The sequence below is a fragment of the Bradyrhizobium sp. 2S1 genome (assembly GCF_011516625.5).
Lineage (GTDB): Bacteria > Pseudomonadota > Alphaproteobacteria > Rhizobiales > Xanthobacteraceae > Bradyrhizobium > Bradyrhizobium septentrionale.
The window spans coordinates 3,850,214-3,864,381 of record NZ_CP147717.1 but is presented as its reverse complement, the minus strand read 5'-3'; the positions used below and the strand labels follow the sequence as shown (position 1 = coordinate 3,864,381).

Annotated in this window: 13 protein-coding genes and 4 pseudogenes; 6 read left to right on the top strand and 11 right to left on the bottom strand. The window is 60.0% G+C overall.

Features of this window, described 5'->3' with window-relative positions:
* Window positions 1-15: 15 nt before the first annotated feature.
* On the bottom strand, window positions 16-2,226 hold the full coding sequence (locus HAP54_RS18255) for a DUF3141 domain-containing protein (protein ID WP_166307992.1): 2,211 nt from the start codon (window positions 2,224-2,226) through the stop codon (window positions 16-18).
* Between the two features lie 117 nt (window positions 2,227-2,343).
* Between HAP54_RS18255 and HAP54_RS18250 the strand changes: the two genes are divergently transcribed.
* On the top strand, window positions 2,344-2,862 hold the full coding sequence (locus tag HAP54_RS18250; protein WP_166302422.1) for a GNAT family N-acetyltransferase: 519 nt from the start codon (window positions 2,344-2,346) through the stop codon (window positions 2,860-2,862).
* Window positions 2,863-2,965: 103 nt separating this feature from the next.
* Entirely contained in the window at window positions 2,966-4,030 is a 1,065-nt protein-coding gene (locus HAP54_RS18245) for an IS630 family transposase (RefSeq protein ID WP_166204319.1), read from the top strand.
* 247 nt (window positions 4,031-4,277) lie between these two features.
* Here HAP54_RS18245 and HAP54_RS18240 read toward each other — a convergent pair whose 3' ends face one another.
* The 4 genes and pseudogenes from HAP54_RS18240 to HAP54_RS18230 all read right to left on the bottom strand — a co-directional run.
* Window positions 4,278-4,892, bottom strand: a complete 615-nt coding sequence (locus tag HAP54_RS18240; protein WP_166302419.1) for a hypothetical protein — start codon at window positions 4,890-4,892, stop codon at window positions 4,278-4,280.
* A 651-nt stretch (window positions 4,893-5,543) separates the two neighbouring features.
* A complete protein-coding gene (locus HAP54_RS52515) occupies window positions 5,544-5,792 on the bottom strand; it encodes a response regulator transcription factor (RefSeq protein WP_224742065.1) in 249 nt (82 codons plus the stop codon).
* A gap of 258 nt (window positions 5,793-6,050) precedes the next feature.
* Window positions 6,051-6,227: a hypothetical protein gene (locus tag HAP54_RS18235; protein WP_166302414.1), complete on the bottom strand. Its 177-nt coding sequence runs from the start codon at window positions 6,225-6,227 to the stop codon at window positions 6,051-6,053.
* A gap of 154 nt (window positions 6,228-6,381) precedes the next feature.
* Window positions 6,382-7,257: pseudogene (locus HAP54_RS18230) on the bottom strand (IS3 family transposase); the annotation flags it as partial.
* A gap of 228 nt (window positions 7,258-7,485) precedes the next feature.
* On the opposite strand from HAP54_RS18230, the gene HAP54_RS18225 reads away from it, so the two are divergent.
* A complete protein-coding gene (locus HAP54_RS18225) occupies window positions 7,486-8,868 on the top strand; it encodes an IS110 family transposase (RefSeq protein ID WP_175619444.1) in 1,383 nt (460 codons plus the stop codon).
* Window positions 8,869-8,870: 2 nt separating this feature from the next.
* On the opposite strand, the pseudogene HAP54_RS18220 reads toward HAP54_RS18225, so the two are convergent.
* The 5 genes and pseudogenes from HAP54_RS18220 to HAP54_RS18200 form a co-directional block, all read right to left on the bottom strand.
* A pseudogene (locus HAP54_RS18220) lies at window positions 8,871-9,131 on the bottom strand (transposase); the annotation flags it as partial.
* A 36-nt stretch (window positions 9,132-9,167) separates the two neighbouring features.
* Window positions 9,168-9,965: a hypothetical protein gene (locus tag HAP54_RS18215; RefSeq protein ID WP_166302409.1), complete on the bottom strand. Its 798-nt coding sequence runs from the start codon at window positions 9,963-9,965 to the stop codon at window positions 9,168-9,170.
* An 85-nt stretch (window positions 9,966-10,050) separates the two neighbouring features.
* Entirely contained in the window at window positions 10,051-10,317 is a 267-nt protein-coding gene (locus tag HAP54_RS18210; RefSeq protein WP_339156845.1) for a hypothetical protein, read from the bottom strand.
* Between the two features lie 162 nt (window positions 10,318-10,479).
* Window positions 10,480-11,544: an IS630 family transposase gene (locus HAP54_RS18205; protein WP_166204319.1), complete on the bottom strand. Its 1,065-nt coding sequence runs from the start codon at window positions 11,542-11,544 to the stop codon at window positions 10,480-10,482.
* Window positions 11,545-11,563: 19 nt separating this feature from the next.
* Window positions 11,564-12,175: a hypothetical protein gene (locus HAP54_RS18200; RefSeq protein WP_175619443.1), complete on the bottom strand. Its 612-nt coding sequence runs from the start codon at window positions 12,173-12,175 to the stop codon at window positions 11,564-11,566.
* Window positions 12,176-12,561: 386 nt separating this feature from the next.
* Here HAP54_RS18200 and HAP54_RS18195 point away from each other — a divergent pair.
* A pseudogene (locus HAP54_RS18195) lies at window positions 12,562-12,990 on the top strand (transposase); the annotation flags it as partial.
* Here HAP54_RS18195 and HAP54_RS18190 read toward each other — a convergent pair.
* A pseudogene (locus HAP54_RS18190) lies at window positions 12,991-13,365 on the bottom strand (IS66 family transposase); the annotation flags it as partial.
* A gap of 38 nt (window positions 13,366-13,403) precedes the next feature.
* Between HAP54_RS18190 and tnpA the strand changes: the two are divergent.
* Both tnpA and tnpB read left to right on the top strand, forming a co-directional pair.
* Complete coding sequence (gene tnpA / locus HAP54_RS18185) at window positions 13,404-13,799, top strand: IS66-like element accessory protein TnpA (RefSeq protein ID WP_166202956.1); 396 nt, start codon at window positions 13,404-13,406, stop codon at window positions 13,797-13,799.
* Window positions 13,796-14,143 carry an IS66 family insertion sequence element accessory protein TnpB gene (gene tnpB / locus HAP54_RS18180; protein ID WP_063676425.1) on the top strand — a complete coding sequence of 116 codons (348 nt, stop codon included), beginning with the start codon at window positions 13,796-13,798 and terminating at the stop codon, window positions 14,141-14,143. Before tnpA ends, tnpB begins: the two co-directional genes overlap by 4 nt.
* Window positions 14,144-14,168 lie beyond the last annotated feature (25 nt).

The following is a 14,168-nucleotide window of genomic DNA, read 5'->3' as shown; positions in this document are numbered from 1 at the left end:
TTCCGCTCTGAGTTGTTATGATGCGCGGGCTTTTGGATCGAACGGGACCGTATTGTCCTGACCGTCAAGCCCAAACAGTCCGGCGACTTGCTTCAAGCGCTTGGCCACTTCGCCTGATATCTCCGCGCTTGCCGACAACACGTCCTGAATGGCGGCAAAGACCCTGCGACGCTCGTCGATATTGTCCGGCAGCAGTTTCGGAATGGCCGCGAGCGCGCCCTCCCGATCGAGCAGCAACATGAAGAACTGCTCGCGGACCAGCATCTTGAACTCCGCGAGTGTCATGCGCGCGGCCTCATCGGCCTGGCGAAGCCGTCGCAGCGCTTCAAGGCTGCGCTCGTCGACCATGCCCCGGGCCGATCCGACATAAAGCAAGGCCCGAATGCCTGCCTCTCCCATACCACCAGAGCCGATCCTGGATGTCAGCTCCGCTATGCGGGCTTGCAAGAGCTCGCGGCGCTTTGGATCCATCTCGCGGCGTTGTGAGGGTCCCGACTGCGGATCAACGCCGACGGCTGATTGCAGCGCCGGCGAGCCATAAATGGCAAGGAACATCGCCTCGCTCAGCGCCTCCTGCGAGTCGCGCCACTGATCGAGCGAACTGACGATCTGCTTGGATAGCCGTTCCTGGAACGCCAGGAAGGGATTGTCCTCAGCGACTGGCTTGCGCGTGTCGCGCGCCTTCTCCGCAGCGTTCTCCACCATCTTCATCCACGGGTTCGCGCTGCTAAACGCCTCGTATTGCAGGCGGAGCGGATGCCAATTGCGCATCACCTCCGCCACCTGTGGCGTCACCATCGATTTGACCCAGGGCTGCACGAATTTCTGATAAGCGGCAAGATTCATTTCCGAGACCCGCTTGGCAGTCTCGAACCGCCGCTCGTCTTCAAGCGAATTTCCGCCCATCGCACTAATGTCTTCGAGCGTTCGGGCCTCGCAGCGCATCACCCATTGGCCAACCGCTAACTCATCATTGAGCGTGTCGGATCCCCTCGCCTCGAACGTCGCTTCGTAAAGGCCGGGCGGCAACACATCGATCAAGTCAATGTTGCTCGAGAACTCTGCGTGCTCCTTCTTGGCGACGCCGCCGGAAACAAAAATACCGAGATGGCCGACCGTCTCATGCACCGTGTAGACGATGGTCTGCTCGTGCGCCCTGATCTTGTCGACATTCGCGTAAAGGTCCAGAATCCAGTGCAGCGCCTGTTGTGGGGGCGTGATGTTGTCCCCTTTTGAGCAGAACACCACGATCGGCGAATGAATATTGCGCAGATCGACCGCGGCTCCGTTGGACATCTTGACACGGCCGGCAGCTAGATTGTTGCCGATGAAGAGCTCATCGACGATGAACTGGATCTCCTCGGCATTGAGGTTGACGTGCCCGCCCCACCAGCGCTCGAATTCGAGATAGCGATCGGCCTCGGTGTCGACTTTGGAGAAGACGTTGTACTGATTTGACCACAACGTGTTCGAGGGATTCTGGTTCTCGAAGTTCTGCACCAGCCAGGCACCGTCGAACTTGCCTGCGCCGAGGTCACTGGAAAGTGCGGTTAACCAGCTTCCGCCGAGCAGTCCGCCGGAATAGCGCATCGGATATTTGCCATGGACGCCAGCCCAATAAGCGAGCGGCGCTCCCGCCACGATCACCGGACCGAACAGTTCCGGCCGTAGCGAGGCAAGGATCATGATTGCCCAGCCGGCCTGGCAGTTGCCGATCACGCACGGCTTACCATCAGCTTCGGGATGCCGCTCAATGACCTTCTCGATGAAGATGGCTTCGGCGCGCGCAATGCGCTCGATCGTTTGGCCCGGCATGGGCTCGGGCAGGAAGCCGATGAAGTAACAGGAATGCCCAGCCTTCATGGCGACGCCGATCTCGCTGTCGGCCTTGAAGCCGCCGATCCCCGGTCCATGACCCGCGCGCGGGTCGACGATAACGAACGGTCGGCGCTTGAGATCGATTTCCACGCCCTTGGGTGGGACAATGCGCACCAGCGCATAGTTGACAGGCTGTTCCAGCTTGCGGCCGTCCAGGATCAGCTCGGCGGCATAGCTCAAGACGTGGGGTGCCGTCTGGGCAACGTGCTCACGATACTGGTCACCGCGCTGGCGCAGGATGTCCAGAAGCAGCACGCTGCGCTGTCCGGCATCCACCATATATTCCACGGCTTTGGCGACGACCCCCGACATGGGCCCGCCCGGGAGTTGCGGATTGTCCAGCGACATCATTTCAGTCCTTCCGCTAGCTATCCAATCGAAAGCGTGTTGCGCGCTCGGAATGTTGATTTAGGTCAAGCCACGAGCACGGCCCTGCGCCCTTTTTGAAGCCGGGAGGACGGGTCCATGCCGGAGCCTGAGAATTACGCAGTGAGCGAATGTCTGCGCGATGGCCGAAGGGTCAAAATCCGCTCGTTACGGCCTGACGACGAAGACGACATGCTGGCTGCAATCAGCCGCACCGGCAGCCAATCACTTCAACGCCGCTTCTTCGTTCCCAAGCGCAGCTTTTCGGAGAAGGAAGTTGCTTTCTTCATGAACATCGATTTTGCCAAACACGTCGCCTTGGTTGCGCTTGCCGACGAGGACGGACGCGAGGTGATCATCGGCGGTGGTCGCTATGTCGTCGCGGCGTCGGGAGTAGCCGAGATCGCCTTCGTGGTGATCGACGACTACCAGGGACAGGGCGTCGCCACCTTGCTCATGCACCACCTCATCATTCTGGCGCGCACGACCGGGCTCAAGCAAATCGTCGCCGAAGTCCTGCCGGAGAACGCGGCGATGCGAAAGATTTTCAGCAAATTCGGCTTTCACAAGCGGGGTGGAGGAGACCCGCAGATCATTTGCCTGGTACTGTCCCTCTAGGGCCGTGGCTCCCCGCCCAGGCTCATGCACGCCGCCGATTACCGGTCGCACCCCTGCCTAGTACCTACTGTTCTTAAAGCGTGAGTCGTGATTCAAGGTCGGGATGATACCCGAAGCAAGAGAAGTCCACCTTTCGAGGAAAGATCGCAAGGTGCTTGAGGCGTGTTGCCGCTCCCCGGTGACGTTGCAGCGCGATTTGAAGCGGGCGCGGATAGTTCTGTTGGCGGCGGATGGACGCAGCACTCGGTCGATCGCCAAGGAAGTTGGGGTCCAGCCGCGGATTGTCAGCCTTTGGCGGCATCGCTATGCCGACCAAGGCCTTGAAGGGCTGCAAGACAAGCCGCGACCGGGCAAGCAGCCAATCTATACGAAGGCCACCGACAAGCGGATTCTGAAGCTGCTGGACAAGCCGCCGCCGGACGGGTTCGCACGCTGGACCGGGCCCCTGCTGGCCGGGGCGCTGGGCGATGTTGACGTCCAATATGTCTGGCGGTTCCTGCGCAGCCACAAGATTGACCTCGCGGCTCGTAAGTCCTGGTGTGAGAGCAACGACCCGAACTTTACGGCCAAAGCCGCCGATGTTGTCGGCCTCTATGTCGCCCCGCCCGCGAAGGCCATTGTGCTGTGCGTGGACGAGAAGCCCTCGATCCAGGCTTTGGAGCGAGCGCAGGGTTATCTGAAGTTGCCCAATGGCCGCGCCTTGACCGGCCAGAGCCACGATTACAAGCGGCATGGCACCACAACATTGTTTGCGGCGCTCGAAGTCGCCACCGGAAAGATCATCGCGGCGCATTCAAAACGCCGACGCCGCGTCGAGTTTCTCGACTTCATGAACAGCGTCACCGCGGCTTTTCCGAACCGGAAGCTTCACGTCATCCTCGACAACCTCAACACCCACAAGAAGAACGAGCATTGGCTCAAGGCCCACCCCAACGTGCAATTTCATTTCACGCCGACAAGTGCGTCTTGGCTCAATCAGGTCGAGGTATGGTTTTCGATCTTGCAGGGGCAGTCGCTCAGCGGCACCTCCTTCACAAGCCTCACGCAGCTTCAGGAGCACATCGATGCCTACGTCAACGCATACAACGACAGAGCCGAGCCCTTCGTCTGGACCAAGAAAAAGGTCCGTCAACGCCGTTTCAAAGGCCGCCGTATCACTCAGCTCTGATTCTGGGTACTAGTTACCCCGCGACGTATTGCCATGCCTTCGGGCAAGGCCAGCGACCGAACCGCGTGCCGTGCCCTAAGGTGCATTTTGGTTGCTCGGTTCGGCCTCCAAGGTTTGGACTGCCTGCCGCATCGGCTCAGGTGAGATACGGACCACGCCGCCAAGGCCTTGCTCCAATTCGAGGAACATTGCGACAGCACCGGCCACCGCAAGCGCGCACAAAGTCAAGGTGGTCGCTGAGGTGAAGTTACGCGGCGAAAAAAGTCCGAAACTGGCGAACAGCAACGCAAGCCAAAAGAACCAGGAGCGCGACGAACGCTTTCGGCGTTCCCTGCCCAATCTGCTGGGCAAGAAGCCATCGGGTCTCTCCGATCTTGGCCGCGAGGGTCATCGCCTGAGCCAGCCACCATTGATCGCGGGGATTAGCGGGTTTCAAGGCGAGGAGCATGTCCTCCAGCCGCTGCAGCAGTTCGTAGGTCGAAGGATTGTTGAGGCGCACATCGGCGCGATCGTCCGGAAACAGATCAGCCGTCTTGTGCTCGGCATACTGTAGGAGCATGTTGCGCGCCGGTTCCGCATCAGCCCCGTATCGGCGCAGTATGTGGTCCAGCCGGAGGATTTCCGCCGACAGCGCCGTCACTTGCCCGCCGAGCCGAGTGAACGATGTGTTGGCGTTAGAGATAAGCAGCCCAAGCACCAGCGCCGAAACGGTGGCCACCACTGCCGTCGATACGGACACAAGGTTTTTTGTCTCGTCCGTCAGGTGATGCTTTGGCAACCGCTCTCTGACCTCCGCGCCAGCGAACGCCCCGGCGAGGATAGCGGCAAAGGCGATAAGCCCAATAACCACGGTATTGTTCATCTTGGGTTCCCTCCGCAGACGAACTGGTTTGGGAATGACCGGGGAGGCCTCGATCAAAGGTCGCCGCCGGATCGGTATCGTCGAGCCATTTAACTGAGCGAAAGTTGTTTCACCGTGGCGATCTTTTACCGTCACCCGGATATGGGTCCGTCAACCGGGTAGCGGCTCGTGAGAGCCGCGATTGGCGGCGTTCACTTAACCTGCGGGATGGACTGCCAGCGCGGGCGTGGGACAACTCGCGTTACGCGGCCCCAGGTTGGCCCCGCCAGCGGTTCATGCTCGCCGCGATGGTTGGATCGTAAGCCGGTAGGCAACCGACTTACTCCCATCAAAAACCAAGCGACGTATCGCACACAGAACAGCGGTGCTCTCCTTCGGACCTTCGTCCGCACCACAGTTCCAACCGCCGGAAACCAGCTCCGCAGCGCGGACAGGTCGCGTCCGTCTTCCGCATATGCCTCACCCAAAGCCAAACCAGTAAATGACGGCTGAGCAAAACTTGCGAGCATCAAAATTGAACAAGGCCGCCAACTGAGACGCCCTGTCGTTTTGGCCAAACTCTGGAACTAATTTAGCTCTCCTACACACGGCATGTACGTGAGGAATATGTCCTTTGACCCGAGGCCGCTGCGGTTGATGGTGCTGTCCTAATTAGGACACTCGCGAAGGGAGATTAGGATACTTCATCTGACGAGGCCACGGCCCCAGATTAATGGCCGCTTCGATGATCTCTGCATGCGAGCAGATATTTAGCTTTCTGATCAAGCGAAGGCGTTGGGTTGCAACTTGCGCTTCGGTCCCGCCGATCTGGCGAGCGATGTCAGCATCGGACCGCCCCAGAGCCACCCGCCTGAGGATCTGTTTTTCACGCTCCGTGGGCGGCACTCCCGACGTCTTCATAGCGCGAACATAGAGATCGCAGCGATGACAATCGGCCTCAACCCTAGCGCTAAGAGTGGGAAAAGTATGCCAGTGCTCATGACGTAATCCCGCGTAGGACTTAAAATCTATCATCTGGAAAATTCGGCAATGCTAGCGCAATTTGAATGCCAAGGGCGACCGTTCTCAACTGAGGCGCCCCCTGAGAATGGCCCCAGCCACTTGGGGGCCTATGGTGATGGTGACGTGGTTCTCTTGGTCGCAAGATCAACGGCGGACCTACTTCATCTTTTCGTCTTTGACGACTGCCGCCAAGTTCTCAAGTTGATGCGCCAATGCTGTCCAACTGCGTGAAATGCACAAAAGCACCGTGGATCGGCGTGCCGAAATGTGCGGCTCGCTTCCTCGAATTTTGTATTCGGCTGCGCGTGCTTTGCATTCGTCGATGGAAGTCATCGCAACACTCCCGATTGGCTCGAGAGCAAGCGCGCCCTGTAGGCCGGTCGTTAGCGAATAACCTAATCATGCCACTAAGGTCAGGTTCCTAACTGAGCTGGCTCCGGTTGTCTGAACAGATTTTCCGCGTCGATAAGTGGAGCCTCTGCCATGGTTAGGCTGCCAAGCGGAGTGGCAGCGGGTTGAAGTAGGCTTGATCGGGGGTGACGCCGTCAAGGCTCGAATGCGGGCGCCGACCGTTGTAGAAGTCGAGGTATCGGCCGATCGACGCGAGGGCCTCGCTGACGCTGTCATAGGCCCGCAGATACACCTCCTCGTATTTGACGCTGCGCCATAGCCGTTCGACAAACACGTTGTCCCGCCAGGCTCCCTTGCCGTCCATGCTGATCGCAATGCCGTTGTCGGCGAGCACGCCGTTAAAAGCCTGTCCGGTGAACTGCGAGCCCTGATCCGTATTGAAGACGTCCGGCTTGCCGTGACGAGCCAGGGCATCCTGAAGCGTCGCGACACAGAACGCCGCCTCCATGGTGATCGATACGCGCCACGACAGCACGCGGCGGCTGAACCAGTCGAGCACAACCGCCAGATAGACGAAGCCTCGCGCCATCGGGATGTAGGTGATGTCCATCGCCCACACCTGGTTCGGCCGCGTGATCTCCATCCCGCGCAGCAGCTACGGGTAGATCTTGTGGCCCGGCTCGGGCTTTGTCGTGCGTGGACGGCGATAGAGCGCTTCTATCCCCATCCGCCGCATCAACGTCTTCACATGCCGACGGCCGATCTTGCACCCATCGGCAGCCAGCAGCCCTCGCAACATGCGAGAGCCGGCAAAAGGGAACTCCAGATGCAGCCGGTCGAGGCGCTGCATGATCGCAAGGTCGGCGTCCGGCACCGGCCGCGGCAGGTAGTACACGCTGCCGCGGCTGATGTTCAAAGCCTCCGCCTGCCTGGTGATCGACAGCTCGTGCTCACGGTCGATCATCGCTTTGCGCTCAGCAATCCCGCCTTGGTGAGCGCTCCTTCTAAAAAACTATGCGCGGCGATGCGCTCCCCCTGTGGGATAGAAACGGACCGGCGCTAGATTGCCGACCGGGAGGGAGCGGCCGATACGATTTTGGTGGCACGTGACCCCGTTAAAAAACCTGGTCCATGGGTTGTCGCGCACTTGAGAGTGGTGACGCCATCCGGCGATCCCGTTTAGGAATCTGACGTATAGCGCAGCCCAGCCCTTCCGCCGCCGTCAGCAGGAGGATTAGAGATGAACCCCAAAAGATCGAAGTCGAGGAACGGAGGTAAGATGCAGATGGTGCACCCGGACGCGGCTGCCATCGACGTCGGAGCGACTATGCACATGGCTGCCGTGAGGGCAGATCGCGCACCGGAGCCAGTCCGCAGCTTCGGTACCTTCACGGCTGATCTGCATCGGCTAGTCGACTGGTTTACTGAATGCGGCGTCGAGACTGTCGTCATGGAATCGACCAGCGTCTACTGGATTCCGATCTTCGAGCTTCTCGATGCCCGGGGATTTAACGTGTTTCTTGTCAACGCGCGCGATGCCAAGCACGTGCCGGGGCGCAAGACCGATGTCAGCGATGCGCAATGGCTGCAGCGGCTCCATTCATTCGGGTTGCTGCGGGCCAGCTTTCGGCCCAAAGGGCAGATTGCCGAGCTGCGAGCCTACGTGCGTCAGCGCGAGCGTCTGCTGGAGTACGCGGCCTCACACATCCAGCATATGCAGAAGGCCTTGACGGAGATGAATCTTCAGCTGCACCACGTCGTCACCGACATCACCGGCGTGACCGGCCTGCGTATCATACGGGCGATCCTTGCCGGCGAGCGCGATCCTGAGGCGCTGGCGTGCTTGCGCCATTATAGTTGCCGCTCCAGCGCCGAGACGATCGCGAAGGCGCTCACCGGAAGCTACCGCGCCGAGCATCTGTTTGCGCTCGAGCAGGCACTTGCGCTTTACGACGCCTACCACGAGAAGGCATCTGCCTGCGACGCCCGAATTGAAGCCGTGTTGAAGGAACTGAGCTTCCATCGGGGGCATGGCCACGGATCAGCGCCGCGGGTCTCGCGGCGTCGGAATCGAACCGATCAGGCGAACGCTCCAGCTTTCGATGTCCGCGAGGCGCTGTTCACGTTGCTCGGAAAGGACCTCACCGCGATCGACGGCCTCGGTCCTTACCTCTCGCTGAAGCTGATCGCTGAATGCGGCGACGACCTCTCCTCGTGGCCAAGTGCAAAGCATTTTACCTCCTGGCTGGGACTGGCGCCGAGCAACAAGGTCTCCGGCGGCAAAATGCTCTCGTCCCGAACGCGCCGATCCGGCGGCCGAGCGGCGGCACTTCTGCGCCTTGCTGCCGTGACCGTGGGTCGTACAGACACTGCGCTCGGCGCCTTTTATAGACGGCTCTCAGCGCGCATCGGCAAGGCCAAGGCCGTGACCGCCACGGCCCGGAAGATCGCAGTTCTGTTCTACAATGCTGTGCGATACGGAATGGACTATGTCGATCCCGGGGCCTCGTCCTACGAGATGCGTTACCGGACGCGAGTGGTCAACAATTTGCATCGGCGTGCCAAGGCATTCGGCTTTGTTCTCCATCCCTTGGAGCCGAAAGTAGATGCTGCCGTTTCTTAGGAATCGTTCTCCAGCGTCAGTTCGCCGATCTTGGCGTGCAGCGACTTCACGTCGATGGCTGCTTGCTCCGCTCCGGAGCCGCCGCCGGGACCGAACGCATCGGCGGCCTTGCTTTCAAGCTGAGCCTTCCACGCCGTGATCTGATTGGGGTGGACGTCGAACTGCTCGGCAAGCTGAGCCAGCGTTCGATCGCCCTTCACGGCGGCGAGCGCCACCTTCGCCTTGAAGGCCGGTGTGTGGTTCCGGCGTGTTCTTCTGCTCATTGTCGCTCCTGATTCGCAGGCACAGCGTGCCCGCTGTCAGGCAGAAACTCCACTTATCGCCCTGTGCAGAATTCCGGGGCCGGCTCTGTGTGTTATCCCTGCCGCATCGACATTCATTAGAACAAAGAAGATTGCGGTATGAGGCGGAAGATGTTCTGCTTTCTTAAGAAGCTCGTCGAATGGAAGTTCATCGTACCATTTTAGCTCGACCCGGCCCGCGAGTGGCGCGAGTTCTCGACGCATTTCTTCCGTCCAAAATCGCTCTATTTGGGAAGTGCCGTTTACAATTGCGATGGTCTTTGTGTCGGGCAAGACGCGCATGATATTCTCGAAGAGAAACGGAACATCATTCGTGGCCGACACTACAGCGTCATTATCCGTCAGTTTTTCATATTGAACTAAGCGCTGGTCTACGGCTGTAATGATCATCGGCACCATTGGAAAAATAAGCTGACGATGGCGCTGGATGAAACTGGCTGCCGGTGCGCCGAGGGCCACGATAAGGTCGGGCGGATGGTCCGTGTAGAGGGTGCTAAGGTACTCAACGACGGCACCTTCCAATTTTTCCTGAGATTGGCCGGCATTCACAAGTGAATGTTCCAGAAATTCCACCGAACTCTGCGAGTGCAGGTCTATTTCTGTGCGAATGGCCTGAGCGTAGTCGCTCCAAGGTTTGGAACGAGGACCGAATGAATGCAGCATCAGAACTCGTTTGGGCCCTGGATCAGCCGCCTGACTTTGACCCAGCGTCGCCAGCAAAAATGCGACCGCCAGCGCAGCGGCGAAGGTCCACGTGCAAGATCGCCATGATAAGGCAACTAGCCAAAACTGCATTGCTGTCTTACCGCGACGATGGCCCGCGCCTGATCGAGCGACCAGAACCGCTACGGACTGTCGCCCTGCCATACGACATCCTTCCTCAATATCCGTCGCCCCAACGATACTGCCATGCGATAGCAACTGCCGTCAGTTCGCTTCCTGTGCGGGTCGTGATGCCGGTACTGGCAGAGAGCTTGAGTGAGTTCTGTCGATTGATCGGCAAGGCGACCGTCAAGCCAGCTCGCGTTATCGCCTGCTCGTTATCACTTTTGACGCCGTTGAGAGCCGTGCGGCCGCCCGCGAAATAGAGCCCGTCCAGCGCCATCCATACGCCGGACTGAAACGTGTAGATGACATGTCCCTGCACGGCATAGATCGGAGCCTGCGAGAACGTATTGCCGCCGAAGAAGTCGGTGTTGTTGCTGAAGAAAGTTACGCTTGGGGCTAGCTCGACGGTCCATGGACCCCATGCCTTTGAAATCCCGAACTCGGGCCGGAATGACCAGCGATTTCCGCCTAGTACCCAGAATCAGAGCTGAGTGATACGGCGGCCTTTGAAACGGCGTTGACGGACCTTTTTCTTGGTCCAGACGAAGGGCTCGGCTCTGTCGTTGTATGCGTTGACGTAGGCATCGATGTGCTCCTGAAGCTGCGTGAGGCTTGTGAAGGAGGTGCCGCTGAGCGACTGCCCCTGCAAGATCGAAAACCATACCTCGACCTGATTGAGCCAAGACGCACTTGTCGGCGTGAAATGAAATTGCACGTTGGGGTGGGCCTTGAGCCAATGCTCGTTCTTCTTGTGGGTGTTGAGGTTGTCGAGGATGACGTGAAGCTTCCGGTTCGGAAAAGCCGCGGTGACGCTGTTCATGAAGTCGAGAAACTCGACGCGGCGTCGGCGTTTTGAATGCGCCGCGATGATCTTTCCGGTGGCGACTTCGAGCGCCGCAAACAATGTTGTGGTGCCATGCCGCTTGTAATCGTGGCTCTGGCCGGTCAAGGCGCGGCCATTGGGCAACTTCAGATAACCCTGCGCTCGCTCCAAAGCCTGGATCGAGGGCTTCTCGTCCACGCACAGCACAATGGCCTTCGCGGGCGGGGCGACATAGAGGCCGACAACATCGGCGGCTTTGGCCGTAAAGTTCGGGTCGTTGCTCTCACACCAGGACTTACGAGCCGCGAGGTCAATCTTGTGGCTGCGCAGGAACCGCCAGACATATTGGACGTCAACATCGCCCAGCGCCCCGGCCAGCAGGGGCCCGGTCCAGCGTGCGAACCCGTCCGGCGGCGGCTTGTCCAGCAGCTTCAGAATCCGCTTGTCGGTGGCCTTCGTATAGATTGGCTGCTTGCCCGGTCGCGGCTTGTCTTGCAGCCCTTCAAGGCCTTGGTCGGCATAGCGATGCCGCCAAAGGCTGACAATCCGCGGCTGGACCCCAACTTCCTTGGCGATCGACCGAGTGCTGCGTCCATCCGCCGCCAACAGAACTATCCGCGCCCGCTTCAAATCGCGCTGCAACGTCACCGGGGAGCGGCAACACGCCTCAAGCACCTTGCGATCTTTCCTCGAAAGGTGGACTTCTCTTGCTTCGGGTATCATCCCGACCTTGAATCACGACTCACGCTTTAAGAACAGTAGGTACTAGGTTGAGCAGCTTCGCGTTGTCATACTGCCCGACCGGCGCGGAGACCTGCATGCTTACTCCGACGATTAGATCCTGCCGATAGCTGGCGAATTCCTTCGCCGAGAGCGCGGGTGCCCCAAACAAGTTGACCGAGAAGCGAAATCGCGGATCGCCCAAGCCCAACGTCTCCCGCTCGCGCGGCTCACCGTTCACGAGGCCATGCGCGGCGAAGGACGATGTCGGCACGATCACATCAAGCTTGGCAGACTGGCCCACAAGCTCGAAGGACCGAACATAGGCCAGCACCCCGGTGTCGGAGCGGAATGTAGTGTCGGCAATCGCCGTGTTGGGATCGAACGCGAGCTTGCCTTGCGAGTAAGCGTAACCCGCGATCAGAAAATTCAACCCGATAGGCGTATTAGAGTAGGATCGCGGCTCTGCCTCCTGTGCCTTCGCATTGGAGACCACGGACAAAGCGGCGATCATTCCGTATGCCAAGCAGAGAGAGAGCCGGCTTGCGACACGCGCTTCAGGCGCATCGGAGCTTGCGACCACAACGGGCGCATCACTGACCGTCAATTGCACCCCAACGCCATGCCGGTTCATCGAAGCATCCTACCAAGCGACCTTGTCGGTTCAAGGGATCGAACGGTCCATTGGCAACCTTCGTCATCGTTTTATGCTTCAGGCACGAGGAGCTACGCAAAGGCCCAGCGATCTATCTCGCCGAAATCGGTATCCGGGGTAGCGCGGTCCCCGCATAAGTTGCGCCTCGACAGGACCCTTAAGGAACGATGACGAACATCCGGCATCGCAGCGCCCTCGCCCGTTCTCGGTAGGACTACAGAGAGGCCCTATTCACTGTTCTAGCCCGTCTTATTCGTCAGAGGGCGCCTGAGAGGCTGGCGAGCGTGGTGTAAAGCGCTGATGCGGCGTAGGATTCGGTTGCAAAGCCAACCCCATCACCTTCAGCCGCGAACACCAGGCCCGCCATGACCGATGATACGATTCCGCCCTTCTCGTTTCCAGCCGTTCACGCCAAGAAAGTCACAGCTGCCTTCGATGGCGGTCGGCTGACCTCGAACGGGGGCGTGATGCTTCTGGCGATGGCCGAGCGGCGTCTCGGCTTGGCCGACAATTTGGCCCGGGTGTTCCCGGATCGGCGCGATCCGACGCGGGCCGTGCACAGCCTTGTCGATATGTTCCGCGCGCGCATGTTCGCGATCTGCTGCGGCTACGAGGACGCCGACGACCTCGATCATCTGCGGTCCGATCCCGCATTCAAGCTGGCCTGCGGACGGCTGCCGGACACGGGTCGCGATCTGTGTTCCCAACCGACGCTGTCGCGGCTGGAGAATGCTCCGCGCCTGCGCGACGTGATCCGACTGACCTACACTTTGGTCGACGCATGGATGGATAGCTAGCCGGTCATAACCGTCATAGGCATCGCACTGCAGGAAGCGTCCGCAAAAGCCATCCAGGAACTGCTCCGCAAAGGCACCGCTGCGACCGGGGGCATATCGGAACAGCACGATCGGCGGACTTGGGCCGCTGTGGCCGCGATCGTCGGAGACGATCGCCCAGAAGTAGCCCTTCTTCGTTTGGCCTCGCCCGGGATCGAGCACCGGCGCCGTGGTTTCGTCCATGAACAGCCGATCCGCCATGGCCAGGCGGCGGCGCATGTGGTCCGCGATGGGCTGAAGATGGAAGCAGGCGCGGCCGGACCAGCTGCCCAGCGTCGCCCGATCAAGCCGGATGCCCTGGCGCGCATAGATCTCGGCCTGACGGTAAAACGGCGGTATCCGTCCGAGGGCGGCCGTCTTGGACTGTCCTTATGGACGGACATAAGGACAGTGCGGTGCTGAGCCGCATGGATTTGGTGGAGACCGGTCGGCGGCGACGCTGGACGCGTGCGGAGAAGCTCAGAATCGTAGAGGAGAGCTTCTCGGGGCCACGACTGGTGTCGGCGACGGCTCGCCGGTATGGGATATCACGTCAGCTTCTGCTGAGCTGGCGCAAGGCTTGGACCTGTCATGATCCGGCCGAAGAGGATTCGATCGGCCCGACATTCGTCCCTGCGATAGTTGCGGCAAGTACGCCGCCAACGACGGAAGCTGTCGAGACAGGTCAGATCGAAATCGTGAGCCCTCAGGGGCTGCGCGTGGTCTTCGGCCCCGGTGCGGATATCGAGGCGGTCGTTCGAATTGCTCGGGGCCTGGCGCGCCGATGATCCCGATCCCGACGGGCGTGCGGGTGTGGCTGGCGACGGGCCATACCGACATGCGGTGCGGCTTTCCGAGCCTGGCTCTGCGCGTGCAGGAAGTGCTCAAGCGCGACGCCATGGGCGGCGGTCTTTTCTGCTTCCGGGGCAAACGCGGTGATCTATTGAAGGTCATTTGGCACGATGGCCAGGGCGCCTGCTTGTTCACCAAAAGACTCGAGAGAGGCAGGTTCATCTGGCCATCGGTTGCTGGTGAATCGGTAACGATCTCTCCGGCGCAGTTGAGCTATCTGTTGTCCGGGATCGATTGGCGCAACCCTCAAGAAACCCAGCGTCCGACGCGGGTCGGATAGTCGTTTTACGGTTTGAATCTGCGGC